Raw genomic sequence first — 21,766 nt, forward strand, 5'->3', positions numbered from 1 at the left:
ATTGAATAATAGAGAAAGAATTGAAAGGTTCTAATTATCTTTGCAGACTTAAAAAAATATAAAGTGAACTTTTCTCAATACACCAAAGAATTTTCTTATAATTTAAAATTAGCATATCCCATAATACTAGGAATGGTAGGACATACTCTTATCGGTATTGTCGATAATATTATGGTCGGAAAACTAGGAAGCACAGAACTTGCAGCAGTATCATTAGGAAACAGTATGATTTTTATTGCAATGTCATTAGGAATCGGATTTTCTACAGCAATTACACCTATAGTTGCCGAAGGAGATGCAGAGAAGAATGACAAAAAAATTCGCAACGCATTTCATCACGGATTATTCCTGTGTACTATTTTAGGATTAATGCTTTTTGGAGTAATTGTTTTGGCAAAGCCAATAATGGAATTACTAGAGCAACCAGCCGATGTAATTGCACTTGCAAAACCTTATCTTGATTGGGTAGCTTTCTCATTGATTCCCTTAATCATGTATCAAGGATATAAGCAATTTGCCGATGGACTTTCGCTTACAAAATATTCTATGTATGCTATGGTTATGGCAAATGTACTACACGTAGGTATAAACTATGTATTGATATATGGTATCTGGATTTTTCCTAAAATGGGAATTGTAGGGGCAGCACTTGGAACAGTAATTTCGAGAATATTCTTGGTAATGTTCATGCATATTATGATATCTAGGAGAGAAGAATTAAAGCATCATTTTCAGAATTTTAGTTTTTCAGAAATCAAAAAAGAAACCATCAAAAAAATTATAAGCATAGGATTTCCATCAGCAATGCAAATGCTTTTTGAAGTAGTGTTGTTTACAGCATCAATTTGGCTTTGTGGTAATATTGGTAAAACAAGTCAGGCAGCAAATCAAATTGCGTTGAGTTTAGCCTCAATGACCTTTATGTTTGCTATGGGATTAAGCGTTACTTCAATGATTAGAGTTAGTAATCAGCGAGGATTAAATGATTTTAAAAACTTAGTTGTTGTGGCACGTTCTATCTTTTTGCTTGCCATTATTATCGAAACCGTTTTTGCGATTCTATTTGTAGCTTTCCATGATTTCTTACCACATATTTTCTTGAATATGGAAAACGGAGGACAACTTTTAGACAATAACGAAGTAATTGCTATTGCATCAAAATTACTTTTAATAGCAGCAGTTTTCCAAATTTCTGATGGAATTCAGGTTGTTGTTTTAGGTGCTTTACGCGGATTACAAGATGTAAAAGTACCTATGTATATTACATTTGTGGCTTATTGGATTATAGGTTTTCCTATTTCATACTACTTAGCCGAATACACAGATTTAAAAGCAGAAGGAGTTTGGATAGGACTTTTGGCAGGATTAACAGCTGCTGCTATATTTTTGTATATTCGTTTTCATTACCTGACAAAAAAATTAATCAATAATTCAGTTTCAAATTCTTAAATTTGACACTTAAAATCTAAAATATAAATGGAACTACCTAAATTTTTACTTGGCGACAATACAGACTTTCCTGAAGATATCTTTATCATACATCTTGATTATCCAAGGTTTATCATCAATTTAAAAGACGATGAGGTTGAGTTTATGGAAGAAGCAGAAGATCTTGATGAAGCCGAATTGAATGCCGAAATGGAAGGGTTAATCGTTCTTGCCAATGAGTTTTACGATCGTGAGATAAAACGTTACGAAGAATAAACGCCATAATTTAATTTAAAATATTTTTTTTCAACACTTTAGAAATTCCTTATTAAATGAAAAAATTCGCTTTTTTAAAACCTATTTTTAATTTTATAGCAATTGGATTGCTGATAACTACATTAAGTCGAATATTTTTATTTTTTTTATTTAAGGAGCGAGTAGTTGAAACTCAGGATTATTGGTACATATTCCCGATAGGTTTGCGAATGGATTTGATATTGCTATGTTATATGTCATTTCTACCAGCAGTATTAGTCACTTTTTTGCCTAATAACTGTATCAAATTCACAAACAAATTTTTGGTATTCTATAGTTTTCTATTCCTGTTTCTGATTCTTTTTGTAGAATTAGCAACACCAGATTTTGTAAAACAATACGATACACGTCCGAACAAAATCTTTTTGGATTATCTAATATATCCAAGAGAAGTAGTAGGAATGCTTTTAAAAAGTTATTTAGTTTCTATAATCGTTACCTTTTTAATTTTAGGAGGAGTACTGTATCTTGCTTTCAAGAAAGGAAAAAAATATTTTCATACACATCCTGCAGATTATAAATTCAAATTAATTTTGTTTCCATTAGTAGCATTTCTATTGTTTTTTGGAGCACGTTCAAGTCTTACTTCAAAGCGTCCAATAAATGCTAGTAACGCCGTATTTTCTACAGATCAGTTAACGAATACCTTAGGATTAAATTCATTTTATACAGTTGCTTTCGCAGCATATTCAATCAAAAATGAAGGGAATACTAAGATGTATGGAAAAATGGAAGAAGCAGAAGCAATTGCTCGTGTAAAAAAATACATGACAGTAAATGCAAGTGATTTTACCGATCCAGAAATTCCGTTTCTTCACATTCAAAACCCAGATACACTTTTAAAAAGACCTTATAACTTGGTTATTTTTTTACAAGAAAGTTTAGGGGCAGAATATGTTGGAATTTTAGGAGGTAAACCATTAACTCCAGAGTTTGATAAACTTTCAAAAGAAGGATTACTTTTTACCAATTTATATTGTACAGGTACACGTAGCGTACGAGGGATAGAAGCTGTTGTTACAGGATTCCTGCCTTCACCTTCAGAAAGTGTAGTGAAATTAGGAAACTCACAACAAGGATTTTTTACTTTGGCAGATGCCTTAAAAAGAAAAGGATATGAGACGAGTTTTATCTATGGAGGAATGGCCAATTTTGATAATATGGCTTCCTTTTTTAACGGAAATGGATTTCAGGATATTGTAGATCAGGAAGATTTTGATGGCGATGGACAGAAATATGCATTTAAGGGAACTTGGGGATATTCAGATGAAGATTTAGTTACTAAAGCAAACAATTATTTTAAAGCCAAAGGAGATAAACCATTCTTCTCATTAATGTTTTCTACTTCTAATCACGAGCCTTTTGAGTATCCAGAAGGAAGAATTAAACCTTATGATAAGAAAGCTGCAACGGTTAATAATGCTATGAAATATGCCGATTTTTCGATTGGAAAATTCTTCGAAATGGCAAAAAAAGAACCATACTTTAAGAATACTATTTTCATTGTAATTGCAGATCATAACACAAGAACATACGGAAAAAATTTAGTGCCTATAAACAAGTTTCATATTCCAGCTTTAATCATGGGGCCAGGAGTACCTAAAGGTAAAGCGTATGATAAATTGGCTAGTCAGATAGATATTCCGCCTACATTATTAAGCTATATAGGAGCACAGTTTGAAACACCGATGATAGGAAGAAATCTAACTAAAATAGGACCAGACGTAAAAGGAAGGTCGATTATGCAATTTAATGACATCAACGCATTTAGAGTAGAGAATAAGGTAGTAATCATGCAACCAAACTTAAAACCATTGCAGTTTGAAATTAAAAATGACACTACTTTAGTTCCTGTTAAACTAGACGAAGAACTTGCAAAAGATGCTTTGGCACATGTAGTAACCGCAGGAAATTTATATAAAGAGAATAAATATAAGCTAAGAGATATTAAGAAAAAATAGGCTCAGAGGAGCAAAGTGACAAAGGTTCATAGGTTTTTTACTCTGTACCTTTGGTACTTTGAATCTTTGTACCTTCCTTGAAATATATTCCCAACAAAATACTAGCAGCTGCAAAAGGTGAGATTTCATCATTTTGCACTGCTTTTTTGTTTTTATCAAGTTCAGCTATAATTTCCGGATGATTGTAAAAGTTTGTTTTTAATTGCTCATTGATAGTTTCCATCATCCAGAACTGGTTTTGTTCTTTTCTTTTTTCCTGAAAATAAAGACTGGCTTTTGCCATTTCAAAATAATCAAGAATAGTTTGCCAAACTTCAGGGATTCCTTCATGAGTAATCGCACTACACGTATTCACAGTAGGTTGCCATCCCGATTTTTTGGCAGGAAATAAATGTAAAGCCCTATTAAATTCAGTTTTGGCAAGTCTTGCTTTTTTAATGTTATCACCATCGGCTTTGTTTATGATAATTGCATCAGCCATTTCCATAATACCTCTCTTAATGCCTTGTAATTCATCGCCAGCACCAGCAATTTTTAACAATAAGAAAAAATCGACCATGCTATGAACAGCCGTTTCGCTTTGGCCAACGCCTACAGTTTCTATTAAAATAGTATCAAATCCAGCGGCTTCACAAAGTATGATAGTTTCTCTTGTTTTGCGGGCAACGCCACCAAGAGTTTCTCCTGATGCGCTAGGTCTTATAAAAGCATTTTCGTCTTTAACCAATTCTTCCATTCGGGTTTTATCACCTAGAATACTTCCGTGAGAGAAAGAACTACTCGGGTCGACTGCCAAGACAGCTAGTTTTTTGCCTAATCCGGTGAGTTGTTTTCCAAAGGCCTCAATAAAAGTACTTTTCCCAACACCGGGAACGCCAGTAATTCCTATTCGAACCGATTGATTAGCGTGAGGCAAACAGGCATTAATTATCTCATTGGCTTTAGCCAAATGATTAGGATTAGTACTTTCTATGAGAGTAATTGCTCTGCTTAGCGCAGTAATGTTTCCAGATAAAATACCCGAAACTAATTCTTGAGCAGAAGGTTGAATCCGTCTAAAACGCTGAATTTGCTCAATTGAACTTCCGCTGGTAATTTCGGGTTGCGAAATTCCAGGCTTTTCATTTAAACTACTTTCTTGTTTTTTATGTGCAGACAAACTCTTTTCTTTTTGAAAGGTAAAAGTAATCAAAACAAAAACAGTTTCAAAAAGACTATTTACCTTTTGAAACTGTTTTGTTTTGTCACATCCCTAGGGTAATGTTATTATTTTAAAGATGTATTTACAATACTTCGTCAATAAACCTCTCTTAAAGATGCAAAAGCGCAAAGAAATTATGTTTAAACTTTGCGGCTTTGCGACTCTGCGAGAAAAATTATAGACAAAATGCTAGATTTGATAAAATTGCCCTGAGATTGCGGCGAATATAAAATTAATAGGCTGCCGTAAAACGAACTTGATGATGTTTTGGAGCTTCAACTTCATCAGCAATTACTACTGCTAAATCTTCTACTGAGATAATGCTTCTTTGATTTTCATCAAAAACAGGATTATCTAATCCTAAACGATATTTAGCAGTTCTTCCTGTTGTAATTCCAGGATGCATTTCAAAAGCTGGGCTAAAAAATGCCCAATCCAAGTCTTTTTCTTCTTTAAGTATATTTAAATAATCTCTTGCTGCCGATGCTCCAGCATGGTATTCTTTTGGGAAATCTGGTGTGTCTACAGCTTGTAAATTTGGAGCTACAAATAAACTTCCTGCACCACCAATCGTGATAAAACGTTTTACTCCCGATTGTTTTACTGCTTCCTGAATAGATTTTGAACCAGCTATAAAATCATCATAAAGATTAGGGTTTGTCCAGCCAGCATTATAAGCACTAATTACAACATCGTTTCCTTTTAGTATAGATGCCAATTCAGCTGTGTTTAAGATGTCAGCCTTTACCCAATTAACATTAGTAGAATCTTTCGGATTTCTTGCTATTGCAGTAATTTCATGATTGCGATTTGCTAATTCGTTTAAGATAGTTGAGCCTACAAAGCCAGTAGCTCCAATGATTGCGATTTTCATAATATATAATTTAATTAGTAATAAAAAATGTTACAGTTTTGCGTAAAAAAAATAGATTAGAACTGATTTGAAAAATTTTCTAACGTGATTGTGCTTAATTGCGCATTTATTTTCTCGTTGATATCAGCATATAATGTGTCTAGATTTTCGTTTATTTTCTTTCCAACAGGGCAGTCCGGATTAGGCTGATTTTTAGCATAACCAAGATTTACGGTATCAAAAGTCATTTTAAAAATATCAAGTAAACTGATTTCTGATGCAGGTTTTAATAATCTCGTTCCTCCGTTTTTGCCTTCTTTGCTCTCTACGATATGATTTTTTTTAAGGTTCGAAATTTCCTTTCTTACCAAAACAGGATTCAAATTTATGCTACCCGCAATATACTCTGATGATAGATAATCATTAGGGAATTTAGTGAGTAACGTAAGAATATGTGTTGTTATGGCAAACTTACCTGAAATCATACTGTAATGAAATATGTTACAAATTTATAGATTTATATTGAACTGACAAAATAATTTACTTTAAAATTAAGTAATTTAAGAAGATTTTAAGTGGTATTTTTGTTTTTTTTCAAAGATGATCAACTTTATTTTAATTTTCGTTTTTATTAGTGCGGGGCTTATATTGCAAAATATCAAGGGTTTCCCGATACATATCTACAAAACATTAAACAAACTTGTAATTTATTTATGTCTTCCAGCTTTGGCACTTTATTTTATCCCAAAAATAAAATGGAGTAACGAATTGCTATTTCCTATTGGGGCAGCATGGATTGCTTTTATAATTGCATTTGTTCTTTTTTCTATTTTAGGTAAAAAGTATGGATGGTCTAATAAATTAATAGGCTGCTTGATTCTCACAGCAGGATTAAGTAATACCTCATTTCTTGGTTATCCTATAATAGAGGCTTTGTATGGGAAATCAGGATTAGAAACCGCCATCTTAGTAGATCAGCCAGGATCATTCGTAGTAATTTCGACATTAGGTGTATTTGTTGCAGCATTTTATTCTAAAGGAAGTTCCAGTTCACTTGCAATTGTAAAGAAGATATTAACCTTTCCACCTTTTATCACTTTCGTTATAGCTTGTCTTATGAATGTGTTTAATTATGATTTTGATGAAAACCTTCAGGTTGGATTCCAGAAGATAGGTAGTTTGGTTACGCCACTTGCATTACTTTCTGTGGGTTTGCAGCTTCGCTTTGAAAAGAATAGTAAGCATTGGAAGTTCTTGAGCTTAGGATTGTTTTTTAAACTTATCATCACACCATTATTGTTTTTGGTATTCTATGTTTTTATTCTAAAACAAAATTCATCAGTAATTAAAGTTACCATTATGGAAATGGCTATGGCACCTATGATAACAGGAAGTATTTTGGCTTCGACCTATGGTTTAAAGCCACGGTTAAGTAGTATGATGATTGGTTTTGGAATCCCTATTTCGTTTATCACACTCATTTTGTGGTATTTTATAATGACCTTTATTTAGTTTATATATTAATTTTTTAGTTCAAATTTATTATGAGTTCGTTTAGTAATTCAGCTACAATCGATAGTTCGGTTTTAGTTCAAAAAACAGTTTATTCCGTATTATTCTCAATAGCATTTGCCCATTTACTTAATGATTTAATGCAAGCAGTAATCCCTGCTACGTATCCTATTTTAAAGGATAACTTCAATTTAAACTTTACCCAAGTCGGATTAATTACGTTTGTTTTTCAGCTTACAGCTTCTTTATTGCAGCCTTTTATTGGTTTTTATACCGATAAAAAACCGATGCCATATTCATTAGTAATAGGTATGATATTTACTATTTCGGGATTATGCCTATTATCAATATCAAGTACATTCTGGATGCTGTTAGTATCGGTTGCGTTAGTAGGTATCGGATCATCTATATTTCATCCAGAAGCTTCGAGAGTTGCTTTTTTAGGTTCGGGAGGAAAGCGTGGTTTGGCACAATCTATTTTTCAGTTAGGAGGAAATGCAGGTAGTGCGATAGGACCATTATTAGTGGCTTTGGTAGTTGCACCTTATGGGCAATCACACGTAGTTTGGTTTGTTATTGCAGGAATATTAGGGATCATTATTTTATCTAGAATTGCAGTTTGGTATCAAAATCATATGAATTTGCGTGCTGCCAAAAAAATAGATTTAGAGGAAACTACAATTCCACTATCAAACAAAAAAATCACTATTTCGATTATCGTCTTGCTGATGCTTATTTTTTCTAAGTTTTTCTATATGGCAAGTATGTCTAGTTACTTTACTTTTTACCTGATAGATAAATTCGGAATGAGTATTCAGGATTCTCAATTTTATTTATTCATTTTCTTAGCATCAGTTGCAGCAGGAACATTAATAGGAGGGCCATTAGGCGATCGTTTTGGGCGAAAATATATTATCTGGATCTCAATATTAGGAGCAGCGCCTTTTACTTTGTTATTGCCTTATGCTAACTTATTTTGGACAGGGGTATTGTCTGTAATAATAGGAGTTGTAATTGCGTCTGCATTTTCGGCTATTTTGGTTTTTGCACAAGAACTAAAACCAGGAAAAGTAGGGATGATCTCGGGATTATTTTTCGGATTTGCTTTCGGAATGGGAGGTTTAGGTTCGGCAGTTTTAGGATATGTTGCCGATCAAACAACTATTGAGTATGTGTTTAAAATAAGTTCATATTTACCTTTAATTGGAGTTCTTACTTATTTCTTGCCAAATATCAAAAAGAAAGCCTAATTCTATCAAGTCTATCAACTTTATGATTTTTTTATAGGGCTAGATGTTTTCCTTGTACTTTTTTTACTTATTTTTAAATAAAATTTTAAATAAATACTCATGGCAACACTACGATTAGGAGATATAGCTCCAGATTTTGAAGCAGATACAACGCAAGGTTCTATAAAATTTCATGAATGGTTAGGAGATTCTTGGGGAGTGTTATTTTCTCACCCCTCAGATTTTACGCCTGTTTGTACAACAGAGTTGGGAACTGTGGCTAACTATTACCCAGAATTTGTAAAAAGAAATACCAAAGTTATCGCTCTAAGTGTAGATGGTTTGGAGTCGCATTTAGAATGGATTAAAGATATTAACGAGACACAAAATACAACTGTAAATTATCCTATTATTGCCGACGAAGATAAAAAAGTGGCAAATTTATATGATATGTTACATCCAAATGCTAGTGATAAATTTACAGTGCGTTCGGTTTTTATTATCGGAAATGATAAAAAAATAAAACTAACATTAACCTATCCAGCATCTACAGGAAGAAATTTTGATGAATTACTTCGTGTTATCGATAGTTTGCAATTAACAGCAAATTATAGTGTGGCTACACCGGCAAACTGGAAAGATGGTGACGATGTTGTAATATCTCCATCGATTCCTGATAGCGATATCGCGGCTAAGTTTCCTAAAGGATACAAGCCTATAAAACCATATTTAAGAATGACTCCTCAGCCTAATAAATAGGTTTAGGTATTAAAATAAAAAAAAGGTATAATTTTCATTATACCTTTTTTGTTCGTTATACTTTTTTTGCGAATTGTTTCATTCGTTTTTTGTCTCCTACGACCCAAATAATATCGTCTTTTTCCAAAATTAATTGAGATTCAGGATTCAGAATACGTTTTCCGTTTCGTTCGATTCCGACTACCAGAGCATTTGTTTTATGTCTAAATTCACTGATCGTTTTCTTGATAAATTCATCATCAGATACTTCCAGTTGATTTAAAACAATCTCCGATTCTTCGGTAGTTTTAGGAGCTTCAATTTCGTTTTTGTTCAGATAATTGGTAAATTCACTAACCTGAGCATCTGTACCAATAACACATATTTCGTCCCCAGGAAATAAACGTTCAGTTTTGGTTGGGATCTGTATTGTAATATCACCTCGTCTTATAAAAGCGATGTTAATTCCTAGTTCTTCTCTAATTCTTAATTCTTCAAGAGTTTTACCTGCAAGATTAGATTCTTTGGCAATCTCAAATATCGACATGTGACCATCCCAAGGAGTTAAGTTGGCATATTTTCTATCTATTTTAGTAGTTTCTCTATCATTAAGATTTTTCAGGAAATGACTCTCTATTCTATGATATTGCTCATTAAGTTTTTTAGGGAAAAATTGATAAGCGGCAACCGCAATAACTAAGGCAACAAAAGCAACCAAAGGAGAGAAGAAGATATTAAGCAGGAACCCAATATAAAATAATCCTAACCCGATGCGTATTAATATCATCATCATAATCGGACCACGGTACTTTCTTTCTTCCCATAAAATTTCAACTTCTTTTACAGCAACACGTCTTAGTGAAAGTGCCCATAAAAACGGAGCGATTACAATAAGGGTAATAAGAGCAGCGATTGTGTTTCCAAATCTGGTGTCTTCTACTAATGGAGCAACAAATTTAGAGGATAATAAAATAACTGCAGTTATGATAATAGTATGTATTACGATTTGAGTTATATAAGAGCGCAATACGATCTGCCATGTACTTACAGATTTTATGGCTTGGGTATTAAGACTGTAACGATTGATGTTTTTAATCCATTTGCGAGGTAATTTTTGCTCTAAGTAATCAGAGAACGGACCTGCAAATTTTACCATAAACGGAGTTGTAAATGTAGTTACAGCCGATACAGCAACAACTATAGGATATAAAAAGGCACTCGTTACATTAAGCGACATTCCCAACGTGGCGATAATAAACGAGAATTCCCCGATTTGAGACAAACTCATCCCAGTTTGTACCGATTGTTTAAGCGGTTGTCCAGAAAGTAGGGCTCCAATTGTAGAACTTATCGATTGTCCAAAAATGGTAACAAGAGTTAAAATTGCTACAGGAACGGCATGTGTGATAAGCATCTCAGGATTGATAAGCATTCCCACAGATACAAAGAAAATTGCACCAAATAAATCTTTAACAGGTTTTACTAAATGCTCAATATGTTCTGCTTGAGTAGTTTCGGCAATGATAGATCCCATGATAAAGGCGCCCAAAGCAGGAGAGAATCCAACATTTGAAGCTAAGATTACCATCATTAAACATAAAGCAAGCGAAATGATAAGCAACATTTCATCGGTTAATAAATGTTTTGCTTTTTTTAATAAAGTTGGAATAAAGAAGATTCCTCCAACAAACCAAGCGGTAAGGAAAAACACTAATTTTAATACTGAAAGTAATAAGGCACTTCCCGAAAATTGCTGACTTACTGCAATAGTCGATAGTAAAACCATCATTAAAATCGCAAGAATGTCTTGTACAATAAGGGAGCCGATTACTATACCAGCAAATTTTTGTGCCTTGACGCCCAATTCATCAAAAGTCTTAAGGATAATGGTGGTAGAGGAAATGGATAATATTACACCCAGAAAGATACTATCCATTTGGGACCAATCCATCCATCGGCCGACCAGATAACCTACGGCGACCATTGTTATAATTTGTGTAATTGCTGTTATAGAGGCGGTTCCGCCGACTTTCATTAACTTTTTGAAACTAAATTCGAGACCTAAGCTAAAAAGTAGAATGATTACACCAATCTCGGCCCAAACTTCTACACTTTTATTATCGGTTACAGAAGGAAAAAAATCAATATGATTTCCTGCTAAAAATCCTGCGATTAAGTAGCCCAGAACCAAAGGCTGTTTTAATTTTTTAAAGATTAGCACAGCTATCCCAGCTGTCATTAGGATTAATCCTAAATCGCTAATTAATGGTTCTAAATGTTGAGCGGCATGTGTTACAGTCTCAGTTGGACTCATAGGCGTATACTTTTTTGTATTTATTTTTGAATTGTTGTAAGGTATAAAAAAATAAAAAAAAATGAAAGTAATGAGATTCCTTAACGTGAAATTTAAGATAATATTATCATAATAAAATCCCGTTATTTATAGTAAATGTACTTATAAATAACGGGATTTTTATCTGAAAATCAGTTTTTTAGATGCCTAAAAAGTTGCTTGGCGTAATCTTCATAAGCTCAGCCTTGATTTCTTCAGAAACATCAAGCGTTGCAATAAAACTATGAATAGCATTTTTATCAATTGCTTCGTTCGTTCTTGTTAAACCTTTTAATGCTTCGTATGGATTTGGGTATGCCTCACGACGTAAAATTGTTTGGATTGCTTCAGCAACAACCGCCCAATTTTTCTCTAAATCTTCATGAAACTTAGATTCGTTTAAAAGTAATTTATTCAATCCTTTTAATGTCGCTTCAAAAGCAATGATAGTATGTCCCATAGGAACTCCAACGTTTCTTAAAACAGTACTATCTGTTAAGTCACGTTGCAATCTAGAGATTGGTAATTTAGCCGAAAGGTGTTCGAATATTGCATTTGCAATTCCTAAATTTCCTTCAGAATTTTCAAAATCAATAGGGTTTACTTTATGTGGCATAGCCGATGAACCAATTTCACCCGCTTTGATTTTTTGTTTGAAATATTCCATTGAAACATACGTCCAAATATCTCTGTCTAAATCAATGATTATATTGTTGATTCTTTTTAAAGCATCAAAAAATGCTGCAAAATGATCGTAATGTTCTATTTGAGTAGTTGGGAACGAGTGGTGTAATCCAAGAATATTTTCTACAAAATTACCACCGAATTTTTTCCAGTCAATTTGAGGATAAGCAACATGATGTGCATTGTAATTTCCTGTTGCACCACCAAATTTTGCTGCAAACGGAATATTAAATAACAAACGTATTTGCTCCTCAATACGCTCTACAAAAACACCAATTTCCTTACCCAAACGAGTAGGAGAGGCAGGTTGTCCGTGAGTACGTGCAAGCATTGGGATATCTTTCCACTCTACACTAAGCTCTTTTAATTTAGCAGTAAGTGTAATTAAAGATGGCATATATACTCTTTCAAAAGCTTCTTTTGTAGAAAGAGGAATAGCTGTATTGTTAATGTCTTGAGAAGTCAACCCAAAGTGGATGAATTCTTTATATTCTGATAATCCTAGTTTCTCAAAAGCATCTTTGATAAAATACTCAACCGCTTTTACATCGTGATTGGTTACTTTTTCAGTTTCTTTTATCCAAAGAGCATCTTCAGTAGAGAAATTTTTATAAATGTTACGTAAACTCTCAAAAAGGTCAGAATTTACGGTCGCAAGCTGTGGCAATGGCACTTCGCATAAAGCAATAAAGTATTCAACTTCAATCAATACCCGGTATTTAATTAGCGCTTCTTCAGAAAAAAAAGGAGCTAATGAAAGGGTTTTGTTTCTATATCTTCCGTCAATTGGCGATATGGCATTCAATTCGTTTAAAGTAGTCATTGTTGTGTTGTTAATTTTGAAGATGCAAATGTAAGTTATTGTTAAAACTTCTGAAAGTTAGTTGTGAGTTATTATAGTTAAACATTGCAATTTTAAATGTTTGTTTTAAAAATTTTATCCCAAATAGTAAAATAAAAGCCAAAATTATGGGATTCATTTTTATGATGGTTCGAATGGAATTGTGTGGTCGAAATCCATTTTGTGACAACATTCCTATTCCAGAAATTTGGAAAGATATCCTTGTTTAAATGACCTAATATTCCATAAGATAAATTCAATATTAAATACAGTATAATACTAATACAATTAAATTCGATTACCGAAATTGTAATAAGCCATATCGCGCCAAACCCCAAAGTTTCGATAGGATTAAGAACAAATAAACTATAAACATTAGTATCAACATGCGTGTGATGCAGCTGATGAATAGGATAAAACCAAGTTAATTTATGAGCCAAAAAATGAAAGCAAAACATAAAGAAATCCATCAGAAGAATTAATAACAGTGTATCTAATACAATCGTGAAAAATGAAGTAGAAAAATCTATTTTGATAATTTGATATTCATATAATTTATAACCTACTAAAGTGACCAACGTATTACATAATAAGGTGCTAATAACCCATTTTATATCTGATTTTTCGATTTTTGTAGCCTCACGGTCAACTAATTTTCCGATAAAAATAGCCAAAAGTAGGAGCGATAAATTTTCGATAAGAAAAATTATGACAAGAGTAAATAGGTCACAATAAGACAAAAGGTCAAGCCATTTCTTCAATATCATAAAATTCTATTTGTTATTTAGCTGTTATTTCGGCTAGTTTTGTTTTTAAGATTTCCATTCCTTTAGAAGCAACTTCAGGGATAACTTCAATTTCATTTCTCAGATTCGGAATTTTAATAGGTTTTGGATCGATATAAAAAAGCGGCGCGCTTGCAGGAGTATAAGAGATTAAACCTGCTGCAGGATACACTTGCAACGAAGTTCCGATTACGGCAAAATAATCAGCTTGTTCAGCAATATCTATGGCTTCTTCTAATGCAGGAACTTCTTCGCCAAACCAAACAATATGAGGGCGTAGTTGATTTCCGTTTTCATCCAAATGACTCATGAATAAATCCTCATGCCAGTCTAAAATGTAGTTTGGGTTTTGAGAGCTTCGAACTTTTAATAATTCGCCATGCAAATGTAAAACGTTGGTACTTCCGGCACGTTCGTGCAAATCATCAACATTTTGAGTTATAATATGTACATCAAAATCTTTCTCTAATTCAGCTAAAATTATGTGCCCTAAATTAGGAGTAACCTCTTTGAGTTGTTTGCGTCTTTGGTTATAAAAATCAAGAACCAATTCGGGGTTTTTATACCAACCTTCGGGTGTTGCCACATCCATTACATTATGACCTTCCCATAAGCCATCGCTGTCGCGAAAAGTTTTGATACCACTTTCGGCACTAATACCCGCGCCAGTTAAAACTACCAGTTTCTTTTTCATTTTGATTATTTCTAAAAAATAAAAATAGTCAATTTTTAGCTTAAAACCAGCTTTAGATACTTGTTAAAATGATTTTGTTAAAACATGACTTTTTTTATTATTTTTACAAGTAACAATAACTAAAATAAGGTTTTAGGTTACTGTTGTTTTGAAAATGAAAGTTTAAATAATGATAATTTTTAAATGATATTAATACAGTTTACAGGTTTATCAGGTTCGGGTAAAACGACATTGGCAGAAAATGTTGGACAATTATTATTGAAGAAAGGCTACAAGGTTGAAATAATTGATGGTGATGTTTACCGAAAAAGCCTTTGCAAAGACTTGGGATTTTCTAAAAATGACAGATGCGAAAATGTTCGTAGATTGTTTAGTGTAGGGCAGGATTTTGTTAAATCAGAAATTATCGTTTTAATGTCGGTAATAAACCCTTACGAAGATTTAAGGAATGAAATTGGACAGCATGAATTTGTAAAAACAGTATTCTTAAATTGTTCGATTGATAATCTGATTAAACGTGATCCAAAAGGATTGTACAAAAAAGCATTATTGCCAGATAATGACAGTAATAAAATAAGCAATTTTACAGGAATAAGCGATGTTTTTGAAACCCCTTTAAAAGCTGATTTAACGCTGAAAACCGACTCAGAATCAGTATCGGTTTCTACCGATAAACTTTATTATTTTATAATGGAAAACATACCTAATACTGCTATTTAAAGTATTGTTTATTTCTAACAGTCTGTTATGTAGATTGTTTTTTGTGAAATGCATATATTTACGTTACAATACGATAGAAGCTTAATAATAGATTTTTAAGAAAAATATATTTTATAAAAATGGAAAACGCAGATCATCCCCTTTTAAATTGGATTCCCTATAAATTAGTCGAAACAGATAATGATGTATATTTTGAATGGATTTATCTGGGAGACAAAAGGTATGTAGATCCTTTTTTTGAAGAAACCATTATAAAATGTAAAGTTCATTATAATAATTCAACAAGATACAAAGTGGTAAGCAGTGCCGAAAATCTTATCGATTGGTCTGCAGGATTAGCCACTACAGAGTTAAAATCATTATTATTTCATGTTTCCCGTTGTGGCTCTACAATGATGAGTCAGTCCTTATCGGTTTCTCCACAAAATATTGTAATTTCTGAAGCACCAATTATCGATCAAATATTAAGAAGTAATCTTTTTGATTTTGATAAAAAAAGAGCTCTTATTAAATCGGTAATTTCTTTATTAGGACAGAAACGTTTTCCAGAACAAAAGAATTTAATTGTAAAATTGGACTCCTGGCATATATTCGAGGTTAATCAGTTACGATTAATTTTTCCTGAATTACCTTTTGTTTTACTTTACAGAAACCCAACAGAAGTATTAAAATCTCATGCACAATTAAAAGGAATGCATATGGTACCTAATTTGTTGCCATCGTCTATTTTTGGAATTAGTGACCAAGAGATTCAACAGATTTCTTTTCATCAATATGGAGCAGTAGTTCTGGAGAAATATTTTCAGGCATATCTTGATTTTTATGTAACCGATAAAAATGTTTCGATGTATAATTATAAAGAGGGAATGAAATCTATTATGGAAAGATTTCTGTCTTTTATCGATGCCGATTTTTTTATCGAAGAGATAGATCAAATGTGCGAACGCTTAAATAGACATTCTAAAAATGGAAATGTTGATTTTAAAGGAGATTCTTATGCAAATGATACTCTGGCAATAGATTTTACCAAGGCTAATAGTTTGTATGAAAAATTAGATCAGAGTTTATTAGAACTAGTCAATAAAAATTAGATTTCTTATTTCTAAGCTATAATAAGGTTGTGGTTTTAAAGCTAACTGTTTTTCATAGTCTTAATTGTGCTCTTTTTAGTATTTTTGCCACAAATACTACTGAAATGATTAATATAGATTACCTTAATTTTCTTGAAAATATTCTTACTGAAAATCGAAAAAATAAATTTTTAAAAGTTCTCGAAAACCGTACAAAGCATTTTACTATTGTTGTTGAAGATATCTTTCAGATGCATAATACAAGTGCTGTAATGCGTAGCTGTGAAGTTTTTGGAATCCAAGAGCTTAATGTTATCGAGCAACGTTATGGTAAACGAATCGATAAGGAAATTGCAATGGGAGCTCAAAAATGGGTAGATATTAATACATTTGATAGTATTACTAATTGTATAGATACCTTAAAAAATAAAGGATATCAAATTATTGCTACCACGCCTCATGAAAATGATTGCTTACTTGAGGATTTTGATATTAGCAAACCTAGTGCTTTGTTTTTTGGTACAGAAAGAGATGGATTATCTGAAGAGATTTTACAAAAAGCAGATGGATTTCTTAAAATTCCGATGGTAGGTTTTACAGAAAGTTTGAATATCTCGGTTTCGGCAGCGATAATTATTCAGAATCTAACAAACAGATTGCGAAATACAGATATAGATTGGCAATTATCTGATGATGAAATTTTGGAGAAGCGTTTGGCTTGGGCTAAAAGTTCAATTAAAGACATCAAGCGTATCGAAGCCCGGTATTTTGAAGAGAATCCAGAATAAAAAAATCCCCAATTACATTGTAATTGGGGATTTTTTTTGAGTTTCCAGTTTCGGTTTTCAGTCTCAAAATGATAATGAGACTGAATGCTGAGACTGTAGATTATTTAACGATAACCCATTCGCCAGAAGCGATTAAGTTTTCTGCTTTTTTAAATTTCATCGTTTCAACTGTTCCAGTAGCAACTTGTTGTACAGTAACGTTATCATTACGATTTATTTTAGGCATATCTCTTGTAATAGTTTCAGTAACCTGACGTTGCTGAGTTTCTCCAGCTTCGCGGTTGATGTCTTCACTATTTTCGATTTCGTCTTTACTTAATTTGTAATTTTCTTTCTGACGAACTTCTCTTGCTTCGTGAATTTCAGGAACGTTTTGAGCTGGTAAATCACCTTTGAACAAGAATGAAATTACTTCTCTGTTTACGTTATCCAACATTGAACGGAATAAATTAAAAGCTTCTAATTTATAGATAAGCAATGGATCTTTTTGTTCGTGAACGGCTAATTGAACAGATTGTTTCAATTCGTCCATTTTACGTAAGTGTTTTTTCCAAGCTTCGTCAACGATAGATAAAGTGATGTTTTTCTCGAAATCAGCAATTAGTTGCGCACCTTCAGTTTCGTATGCTTTTTTAAGATCTGTAACAACGTTTAATGTTTTGATACCATCTGTAAACGGAACTACGATACGCTCAAATTGATTGTTTTTCTCTTCGTAAACTCCTTTAATGATAGGGAAAGCTTCTCTAGCACTACGCTCTGTTTTCTCCGTGTAAAACGCTAACGTTTCTTTGTACAGTTTTCCTGTAATTTCCATCTCTGTAAGTTTGATAAAATCAGCTTCAGCTATTGGAGATGTTATAGAGAAATAACGAATTAATTCGAATTCGAAATTTTTAAAATCATTTGTTACTTTGTTTTGGTTCACGATAAGTTCACAAGTATCGTAAAGCATGTTTGCGATATCAAGTTTTAAACGCTCTCCAAACAAGGCATGACGACGACGTTTGTAAACTACTTCACGTTGTGAGTTCATAACGTCATCATATTCTAATAAACGTTTACGAACACCAAAGTTGTTTTCTTCTACTTTTTTCTGAGCACGCTCGATAGATTTAGTCATCATAGAATGCTGAATTACTTCACCTTCTTGTAATCCCATTCTATCCATTACTTTGGCAACTCTTTCAGAACCAAATAAACGCATTAAGTTATCTTCTAGAGAAACGTAGAATTGAGAACTTCCTGGGTCACCCTGACGTCCAGCACGACCACGTAACTGTCTGTCTACACGACGAGAGTCATGACGTTCTGTACCAACGATTGCTAAACCTCCGGCAGCTTTAACCTCTGGAGATAATTTAATATCGGTACCACGACCAGCCATATTGGTTGCAATGGTTACTACTCCAGGTTTTCCTGCTTCTTCTACGATTTGTGCCTCTTGCTTGTGCATTTTAGCATTCAATACATTGTGTGTAACACCTCTCATTTTAAGCATACGGCTTAATAATTCAGAGATTTCTACAGATGTTGTTCCAATTAAAACTGGTCTTCCAGCATTAGATAATTCAGTTACATCTTCAATTACAGCATTGAATTTCTCACGTGTAGTTTTGTAGATGAAATCTTCTTTGTCTATTCTAGCCATTGGGCGATTCGTAGGAATCTCAACAACATCTAATTTATATATTTGCCATAACTCACCAGCTTCTGTTACTGCAGTACCCGTCATACCGCCTAATTTGCTGTACATTCTAAAGTAGTTCTGTAATGTAACAGTTGCAAAAGTTTGAGTTGCAGCTTCGATTTTTACATTTTCTTTAGCCTCAATCGCTTGGTGTAATCCGTCAGAATAACGACGACCATCCATGATACGACCTGTTTGCTCATCAACAATCATAATTTTGTTGTCCATGATAACGTACTCTACATCTTTTTCAAAAAGTGCATACGCTTTTAACAGTTGAGTTAAAGTGTGGATACGCTCGCTTTTTACACCAAAATCTTGAAATAATCTTTCTTTGGCTTCAGCTTCAGCGTCTTTGTCTAATTTTTGTTTTTCAATCGCAGCAATTTCAGTTCCGATATCTGGTAATACGAAAAAGTCTGCATCAGTATCTCCTGAAAGGAATTTGATTCCGTTATCAGTTAATTCAACTTGATTGTTTTTTTCTTCAATTACGAAGTATAAAGCCTCATCAACTTTATGCATTTCACGGTTGTTGTCCTGCATGTATTGATTTTCGGTTTTTTGAAGCAATTGTTTGATTCCTTCTTCACTCAAAAATTTAATTAAAGCTTTATTTCTTGGTAAACTTCTGTAAGCTCTTAATAATAAGAAACCACCATCTTTAGTGTTTCCTTCTTTTATTAATTTTTTAGCTTCAGCTAAGAAACCATTTGCCAATTGACGTTGTAAACTTACTAAGTTTTCAATTTTTGGCTTCAATTCATTGAATTCATGACGGTCTCCTTGAGGAACTGGACCAGAAATGATAAGTGGTGTTCTTGCATCATCAATTAATACAGAGTCGACCTCATCGACAATTGCATAATTGTGTTTTCTTTGTACTAAGTCATTTGGCGAGTGCGCCATATTATCTCTTAGGTAGTCAAATCCGAATTCGTTATTTGTACCGTAAGTAATATCTGCATCATAAGCTTTCTTTCTTCCTTCAGAACTTGGTTGGTGATTATCGATACAATCAACAGTTAGACCATGAAATTCAAATAAAGGAGCTTTCCATGTACTATCACGTTTTGCTAAGTAATCATTCACAGTTACTAAGTGTACTCCGTTACCAGTTAAAGCATTTAAATAAAGAGGTAAAGTTGCTACCAAGGTTTTACCCTCACCAGTTTGCATCTCTGCTACTTTTCCTTCGTGTAATACCATACCACCAATTAATTGTACATCGTAATGAACCATGTCCCAAGTAATTTCTTTTCCGGCAGCATTCCATTTATTAGCCCAGATAGATTTTTCTCCATCTATTGTAATATAAGTTTTTGTAGCCGAAAGTTCGCGGTCTTTTGCAGTAGCAGTAACTTCGATTTGAGAGTTATCTTTAAAACGACGAGCCGTTTCTTTTACTACAGAAAACGCTTCTGGAAGAATTTCCAATAATGTTTTCTCTGAGATTTCGTAAGCTTCTTTTTCTAAAGTATCTATAGCTTCGTAAATGTCTTCTCTTTTGTCGATGTCTTCAATGCTTTCTACTTCTGCTTTAAGAGAAGCAATTTTAGCATCTTTTTCGGCTCTTGCGTCCTTTATCTTTTGCTTAAAAAATGCGGTCCTAGTCCTCAGCTCATCATGAGACAGAGCGGTTAAGCTAGTTTCGAAAGTTTTAATTTTGTTTAAATAAGGTTGTAAAGCTTTGACATCTTTTTGTGATTTATCACCTACAAAGACTTTAATAATACTGTTAATGAAACTCATGATCTGTTGGTATTTCTATAATTTATCTAAATGTGTAAATTTAAACAAAAAAAAAGCCTCTTTTTTGAGACTTTTTCTTTGGGGTTACTTTTTAATATTCATCCTCGTTCCAAAGATAATCTTCGTCTGTTGGATAATCTGGCCATATTTCTTCCATTGATTCATATATCTCACCCTCGTCTTCAATTGACTGCAGGTTTTCTACTACTTCTAATGGAGCTCCTGCTCTAATAGCGTAGTCTATAAGTTCGTCTTTGTTAGCAGGCCACGGCGCATCACTTAAATATGATGCTAATTCTAATGTCCAATACATGTTTTGTCAATTTAGTTTGTGCAAAAATAATTTTTTTACTGAGAAAGACAAGTAAAAAACGATTTATTTTAGTAAAATTTAAGAACGTTTTTGCTGGTATTCAGCTTTCAGTACCAGTTTCTAGTCTTAAAACTTAAAACTGCGACTGTTTACTTTCTCGGAATCCATTTCACTTCATCCGCTTTTAAGTCAGAAGACAACTTTCGTGCCAAGACAAAAAGGTAGTCAGAAAGTCGGTTTAAGTACTGTATGGCTATTTCAGGAACGGTCTCATTATGACTTAAATGTACTGCCAATCGCTCTGCACGACGACAAACACAACGCGCAATGTGACAATATGACACGGTTTGGTGTCCGCCTGGTAAAACAAAGTGAGTCATTTGCGGCAGCGATTCTTCCATAGTATCGATTTCATTTTCAAGTAATTCGATATCCGATGGTACAATACCAAGATTTTTAAGGCGTAATTCTCCGTTTTTTAATACTTCTTTTTCTACCGGAGTAGCCAGAATTGCTCCAACGGTAAATAAACGATCTTGAATTTCGATTAAAATGCTCTTATAATGTGCATCCATTTCCTGATCGCGTATGAGTCCTATATAAGAGTTAAGCTCATCAAGGGTTCCGTAACTATCAATACGGATATGGTCTTTAGGAACGCGGGTTCCGCCAAAAAGCGCAGTAGTTCCTTTGTCTCCTGTTTTGGTATATACTTTCATTTTTTTTGAGGTACTAAGTTTCTAAGGTTCTGAGGTACTAAGTTTTTACTTTTTATTCGTTTAAACAATTAACCAAATAAACAGTTAAACTATTTTTTTTAGTAGCAGTGCCACTTTCTGTCTTATGATTTTAGATTTATA

The 21,766-nt window shown here is 33.2% G+C and carries 19 protein-coding genes; 9 read left to right on the plus strand and 10 right to left on the minus strand.

The window, feature by feature from the left end:
• Nucleotides 1–63: 63 nt before the first annotated feature.
• Genes IW20_RS06850 through IW20_RS06860 form a run of 3 tightly spaced genes read left to right on the plus strand, consistent with a single transcriptional unit; the run spans nucleotide 64 to nucleotide 3,704 of the window.
• Nucleotides 64–1,449 carry an MATE family efflux transporter gene (locus tag IW20_RS06850; protein WP_035620234.1) on the plus strand — a complete coding sequence of 462 codons (1,386 nt, stop codon included), beginning with the start codon at nucleotides 64–66 and terminating at the stop codon, nucleotides 1,447–1,449.
• Between the two features lie 27 nt (nucleotides 1,450–1,476).
• Nucleotides 1,477–1,704 carry a hypothetical protein gene (locus IW20_RS06855; RefSeq protein ID WP_035620235.1) on the plus strand — a complete coding sequence of 76 codons (228 nt, stop codon included), beginning with the start codon at nucleotides 1,477–1,479 and terminating at the stop codon, nucleotides 1,702–1,704.
• A gap of 56 nt (nucleotides 1,705–1,760) precedes the next feature.
• Nucleotides 1,761–3,704 (plus strand): LTA synthase family protein, encoded by a 1,944-nt coding sequence (locus tag IW20_RS06860; protein ID WP_035620237.1) that lies wholly within the window; start codon nucleotides 1,761–1,763, stop codon nucleotides 3,702–3,704.
• 37 nt (nucleotides 3,705–3,741) lie between these two features.
• Here the strand turns inward: IW20_RS06860 and meaB are convergent, their stop codons facing one another.
• From meaB to IW20_RS06875, 3 genes are all read right to left on the minus strand, one after another.
• Nucleotides 3,742–4,863, minus strand: coding sequence for a methylmalonyl Co-A mutase-associated GTPase MeaB (gene meaB / locus IW20_RS06865; protein WP_051885622.1), 1,122 nt, complete (start codon nucleotides 4,861–4,863; stop codon nucleotides 3,742–3,744).
• 274 nt (nucleotides 4,864–5,137) lie between these two features.
• A complete protein-coding gene (locus IW20_RS06870) occupies nucleotides 5,138–5,779 on the minus strand; it encodes an NAD(P)-dependent oxidoreductase (protein WP_035620239.1) in 642 nt (213 codons plus the stop codon).
• A gap of 56 nt (nucleotides 5,780–5,835) precedes the next feature.
• Complete coding sequence (locus tag IW20_RS06875) at nucleotides 5,836–6,243, minus strand: Rrf2 family transcriptional regulator (RefSeq protein ID WP_035620240.1); 408 nt, start codon at nucleotides 6,241–6,243, stop codon at nucleotides 5,836–5,838.
• 115 nt (nucleotides 6,244–6,358) lie between these two features.
• On the opposite strand from IW20_RS06875, the gene IW20_RS06880 reads away from it, so the two are divergent.
• From IW20_RS06880 to IW20_RS06890, 3 genes are all read left to right on the plus strand, one after another.
• Nucleotides 6,359–7,270, plus strand: coding sequence for an AEC family transporter (locus IW20_RS06880; protein ID WP_035620243.1), 912 nt, complete (start codon nucleotides 6,359–6,361; stop codon nucleotides 7,268–7,270).
• A gap of 32 nt (nucleotides 7,271–7,302) precedes the next feature.
• Entirely contained in the window at nucleotides 7,303–8,520 is a 1,218-nt protein-coding gene (locus IW20_RS06885; protein WP_035620245.1) for an MFS transporter, read from the plus strand.
• A gap of 99 nt (nucleotides 8,521–8,619) precedes the next feature.
• Nucleotides 8,620–9,258 carry a peroxiredoxin gene (locus IW20_RS06890; protein ID WP_035620247.1) on the plus strand — a complete coding sequence of 213 codons (639 nt, stop codon included), beginning with the start codon at nucleotides 8,620–8,622 and terminating at the stop codon, nucleotides 9,256–9,258.
• A gap of 55 nt (nucleotides 9,259–9,313) precedes the next feature.
• Here the strand turns inward: IW20_RS06890 and IW20_RS06895 are convergent, their stop codons facing one another.
• The 4 genes from IW20_RS06895 to IW20_RS06910 all read right to left on the minus strand — a co-directional run bounded on the left by IW20_RS06895 (nucleotide 9,314) and on the right by IW20_RS06910 (nucleotide 14,573).
• Entirely contained in the window at nucleotides 9,314–11,551 is a 2,238-nt protein-coding gene (locus IW20_RS06895) for a cation:proton antiporter domain-containing protein (RefSeq protein WP_035620251.1), read from the minus strand.
• Between the two features lie 178 nt (nucleotides 11,552–11,729).
• A complete protein-coding gene (gene purB / locus IW20_RS06900; RefSeq protein ID WP_035620254.1) occupies nucleotides 11,730–13,076 on the minus strand; it encodes an adenylosuccinate lyase in 1,347 nt (448 codons plus the stop codon).
• Between the two features lie 92 nt (nucleotides 13,077–13,168).
• Nucleotides 13,169–13,861 (minus strand): sterol desaturase family protein, encoded by a 693-nt coding sequence (locus IW20_RS06905; protein ID WP_035620255.1) that lies wholly within the window; start codon nucleotides 13,859–13,861, stop codon nucleotides 13,169–13,171.
• Between the two features lie 13 nt (nucleotides 13,862–13,874).
• Nucleotides 13,875–14,573: an SIR2 family NAD-dependent protein deacylase gene (locus IW20_RS06910; RefSeq protein ID WP_035620258.1), complete on the minus strand. Its 699-nt coding sequence runs from the start codon at nucleotides 14,571–14,573 to the stop codon at nucleotides 13,875–13,877.
• A 183-nt stretch (nucleotides 14,574–14,756) separates the two neighbouring features.
• Between IW20_RS06910 and cysC the strand changes: the two genes are divergently transcribed.
• From cysC to IW20_RS06925, 3 genes are all read left to right on the plus strand, one after another.
• Nucleotides 14,757–15,293 carry an adenylyl-sulfate kinase gene (gene cysC / locus IW20_RS06915; RefSeq protein WP_035620261.1) on the plus strand — a complete coding sequence of 179 codons (537 nt, stop codon included), beginning with the start codon at nucleotides 14,757–14,759 and terminating at the stop codon, nucleotides 15,291–15,293.
• A 119-nt stretch (nucleotides 15,294–15,412) separates the two neighbouring features.
• Nucleotides 15,413–16,384, plus strand: coding sequence for a sulfotransferase family protein (locus IW20_RS06920; protein WP_035620263.1), 972 nt, complete (start codon nucleotides 15,413–15,415; stop codon nucleotides 16,382–16,384).
• A gap of 104 nt (nucleotides 16,385–16,488) precedes the next feature.
• A complete protein-coding gene (locus IW20_RS06925) occupies nucleotides 16,489–17,151 on the plus strand; it encodes a TrmH family RNA methyltransferase (protein WP_035620265.1) in 663 nt (220 codons plus the stop codon).
• Between the two features lie 100 nt (nucleotides 17,152–17,251).
• On the opposite strand, the gene secA is transcribed toward IW20_RS06925, so the two are convergent.
• From secA to IW20_RS06940, 3 genes are all read right to left on the minus strand, one after another.
• Nucleotides 17,252–20,593: a preprotein translocase subunit SecA gene (secA, locus tag IW20_RS06930; protein ID WP_035620267.1), complete on the minus strand. Its 3,342-nt coding sequence runs from the start codon at nucleotides 20,591–20,593 to the stop codon at nucleotides 17,252–17,254.
• Nucleotides 20,594–20,684: 91 nt separating this feature from the next.
• The gene (locus IW20_RS06935) at nucleotides 20,685–20,906 is read right to left on the minus strand and encodes a DUF2795 domain-containing protein (RefSeq protein ID WP_007138072.1); all 222 of its coding nucleotides are present in this window, start codon (nucleotides 20,904–20,906) and stop codon (nucleotides 20,685–20,687) included.
• Between the two features lie 149 nt (nucleotides 20,907–21,055).
• Complete coding sequence (locus IW20_RS06940; RefSeq protein WP_035620270.1) at nucleotides 21,056–21,625, minus strand: cob(I)yrinic acid a,c-diamide adenosyltransferase; 570 nt, start codon at nucleotides 21,623–21,625, stop codon at nucleotides 21,056–21,058.
• Between the last annotated feature and the right edge of the window lie 141 nt (nucleotides 21,626–21,766).

It is taken from the genome of Flavobacterium hydatis, assembly GCF_000737695.1.
GTDB classification, from domain to species: Bacteria; Bacteroidota; Bacteroidia; order Flavobacteriales; family Flavobacteriaceae; genus Flavobacterium; species Flavobacterium hydatis.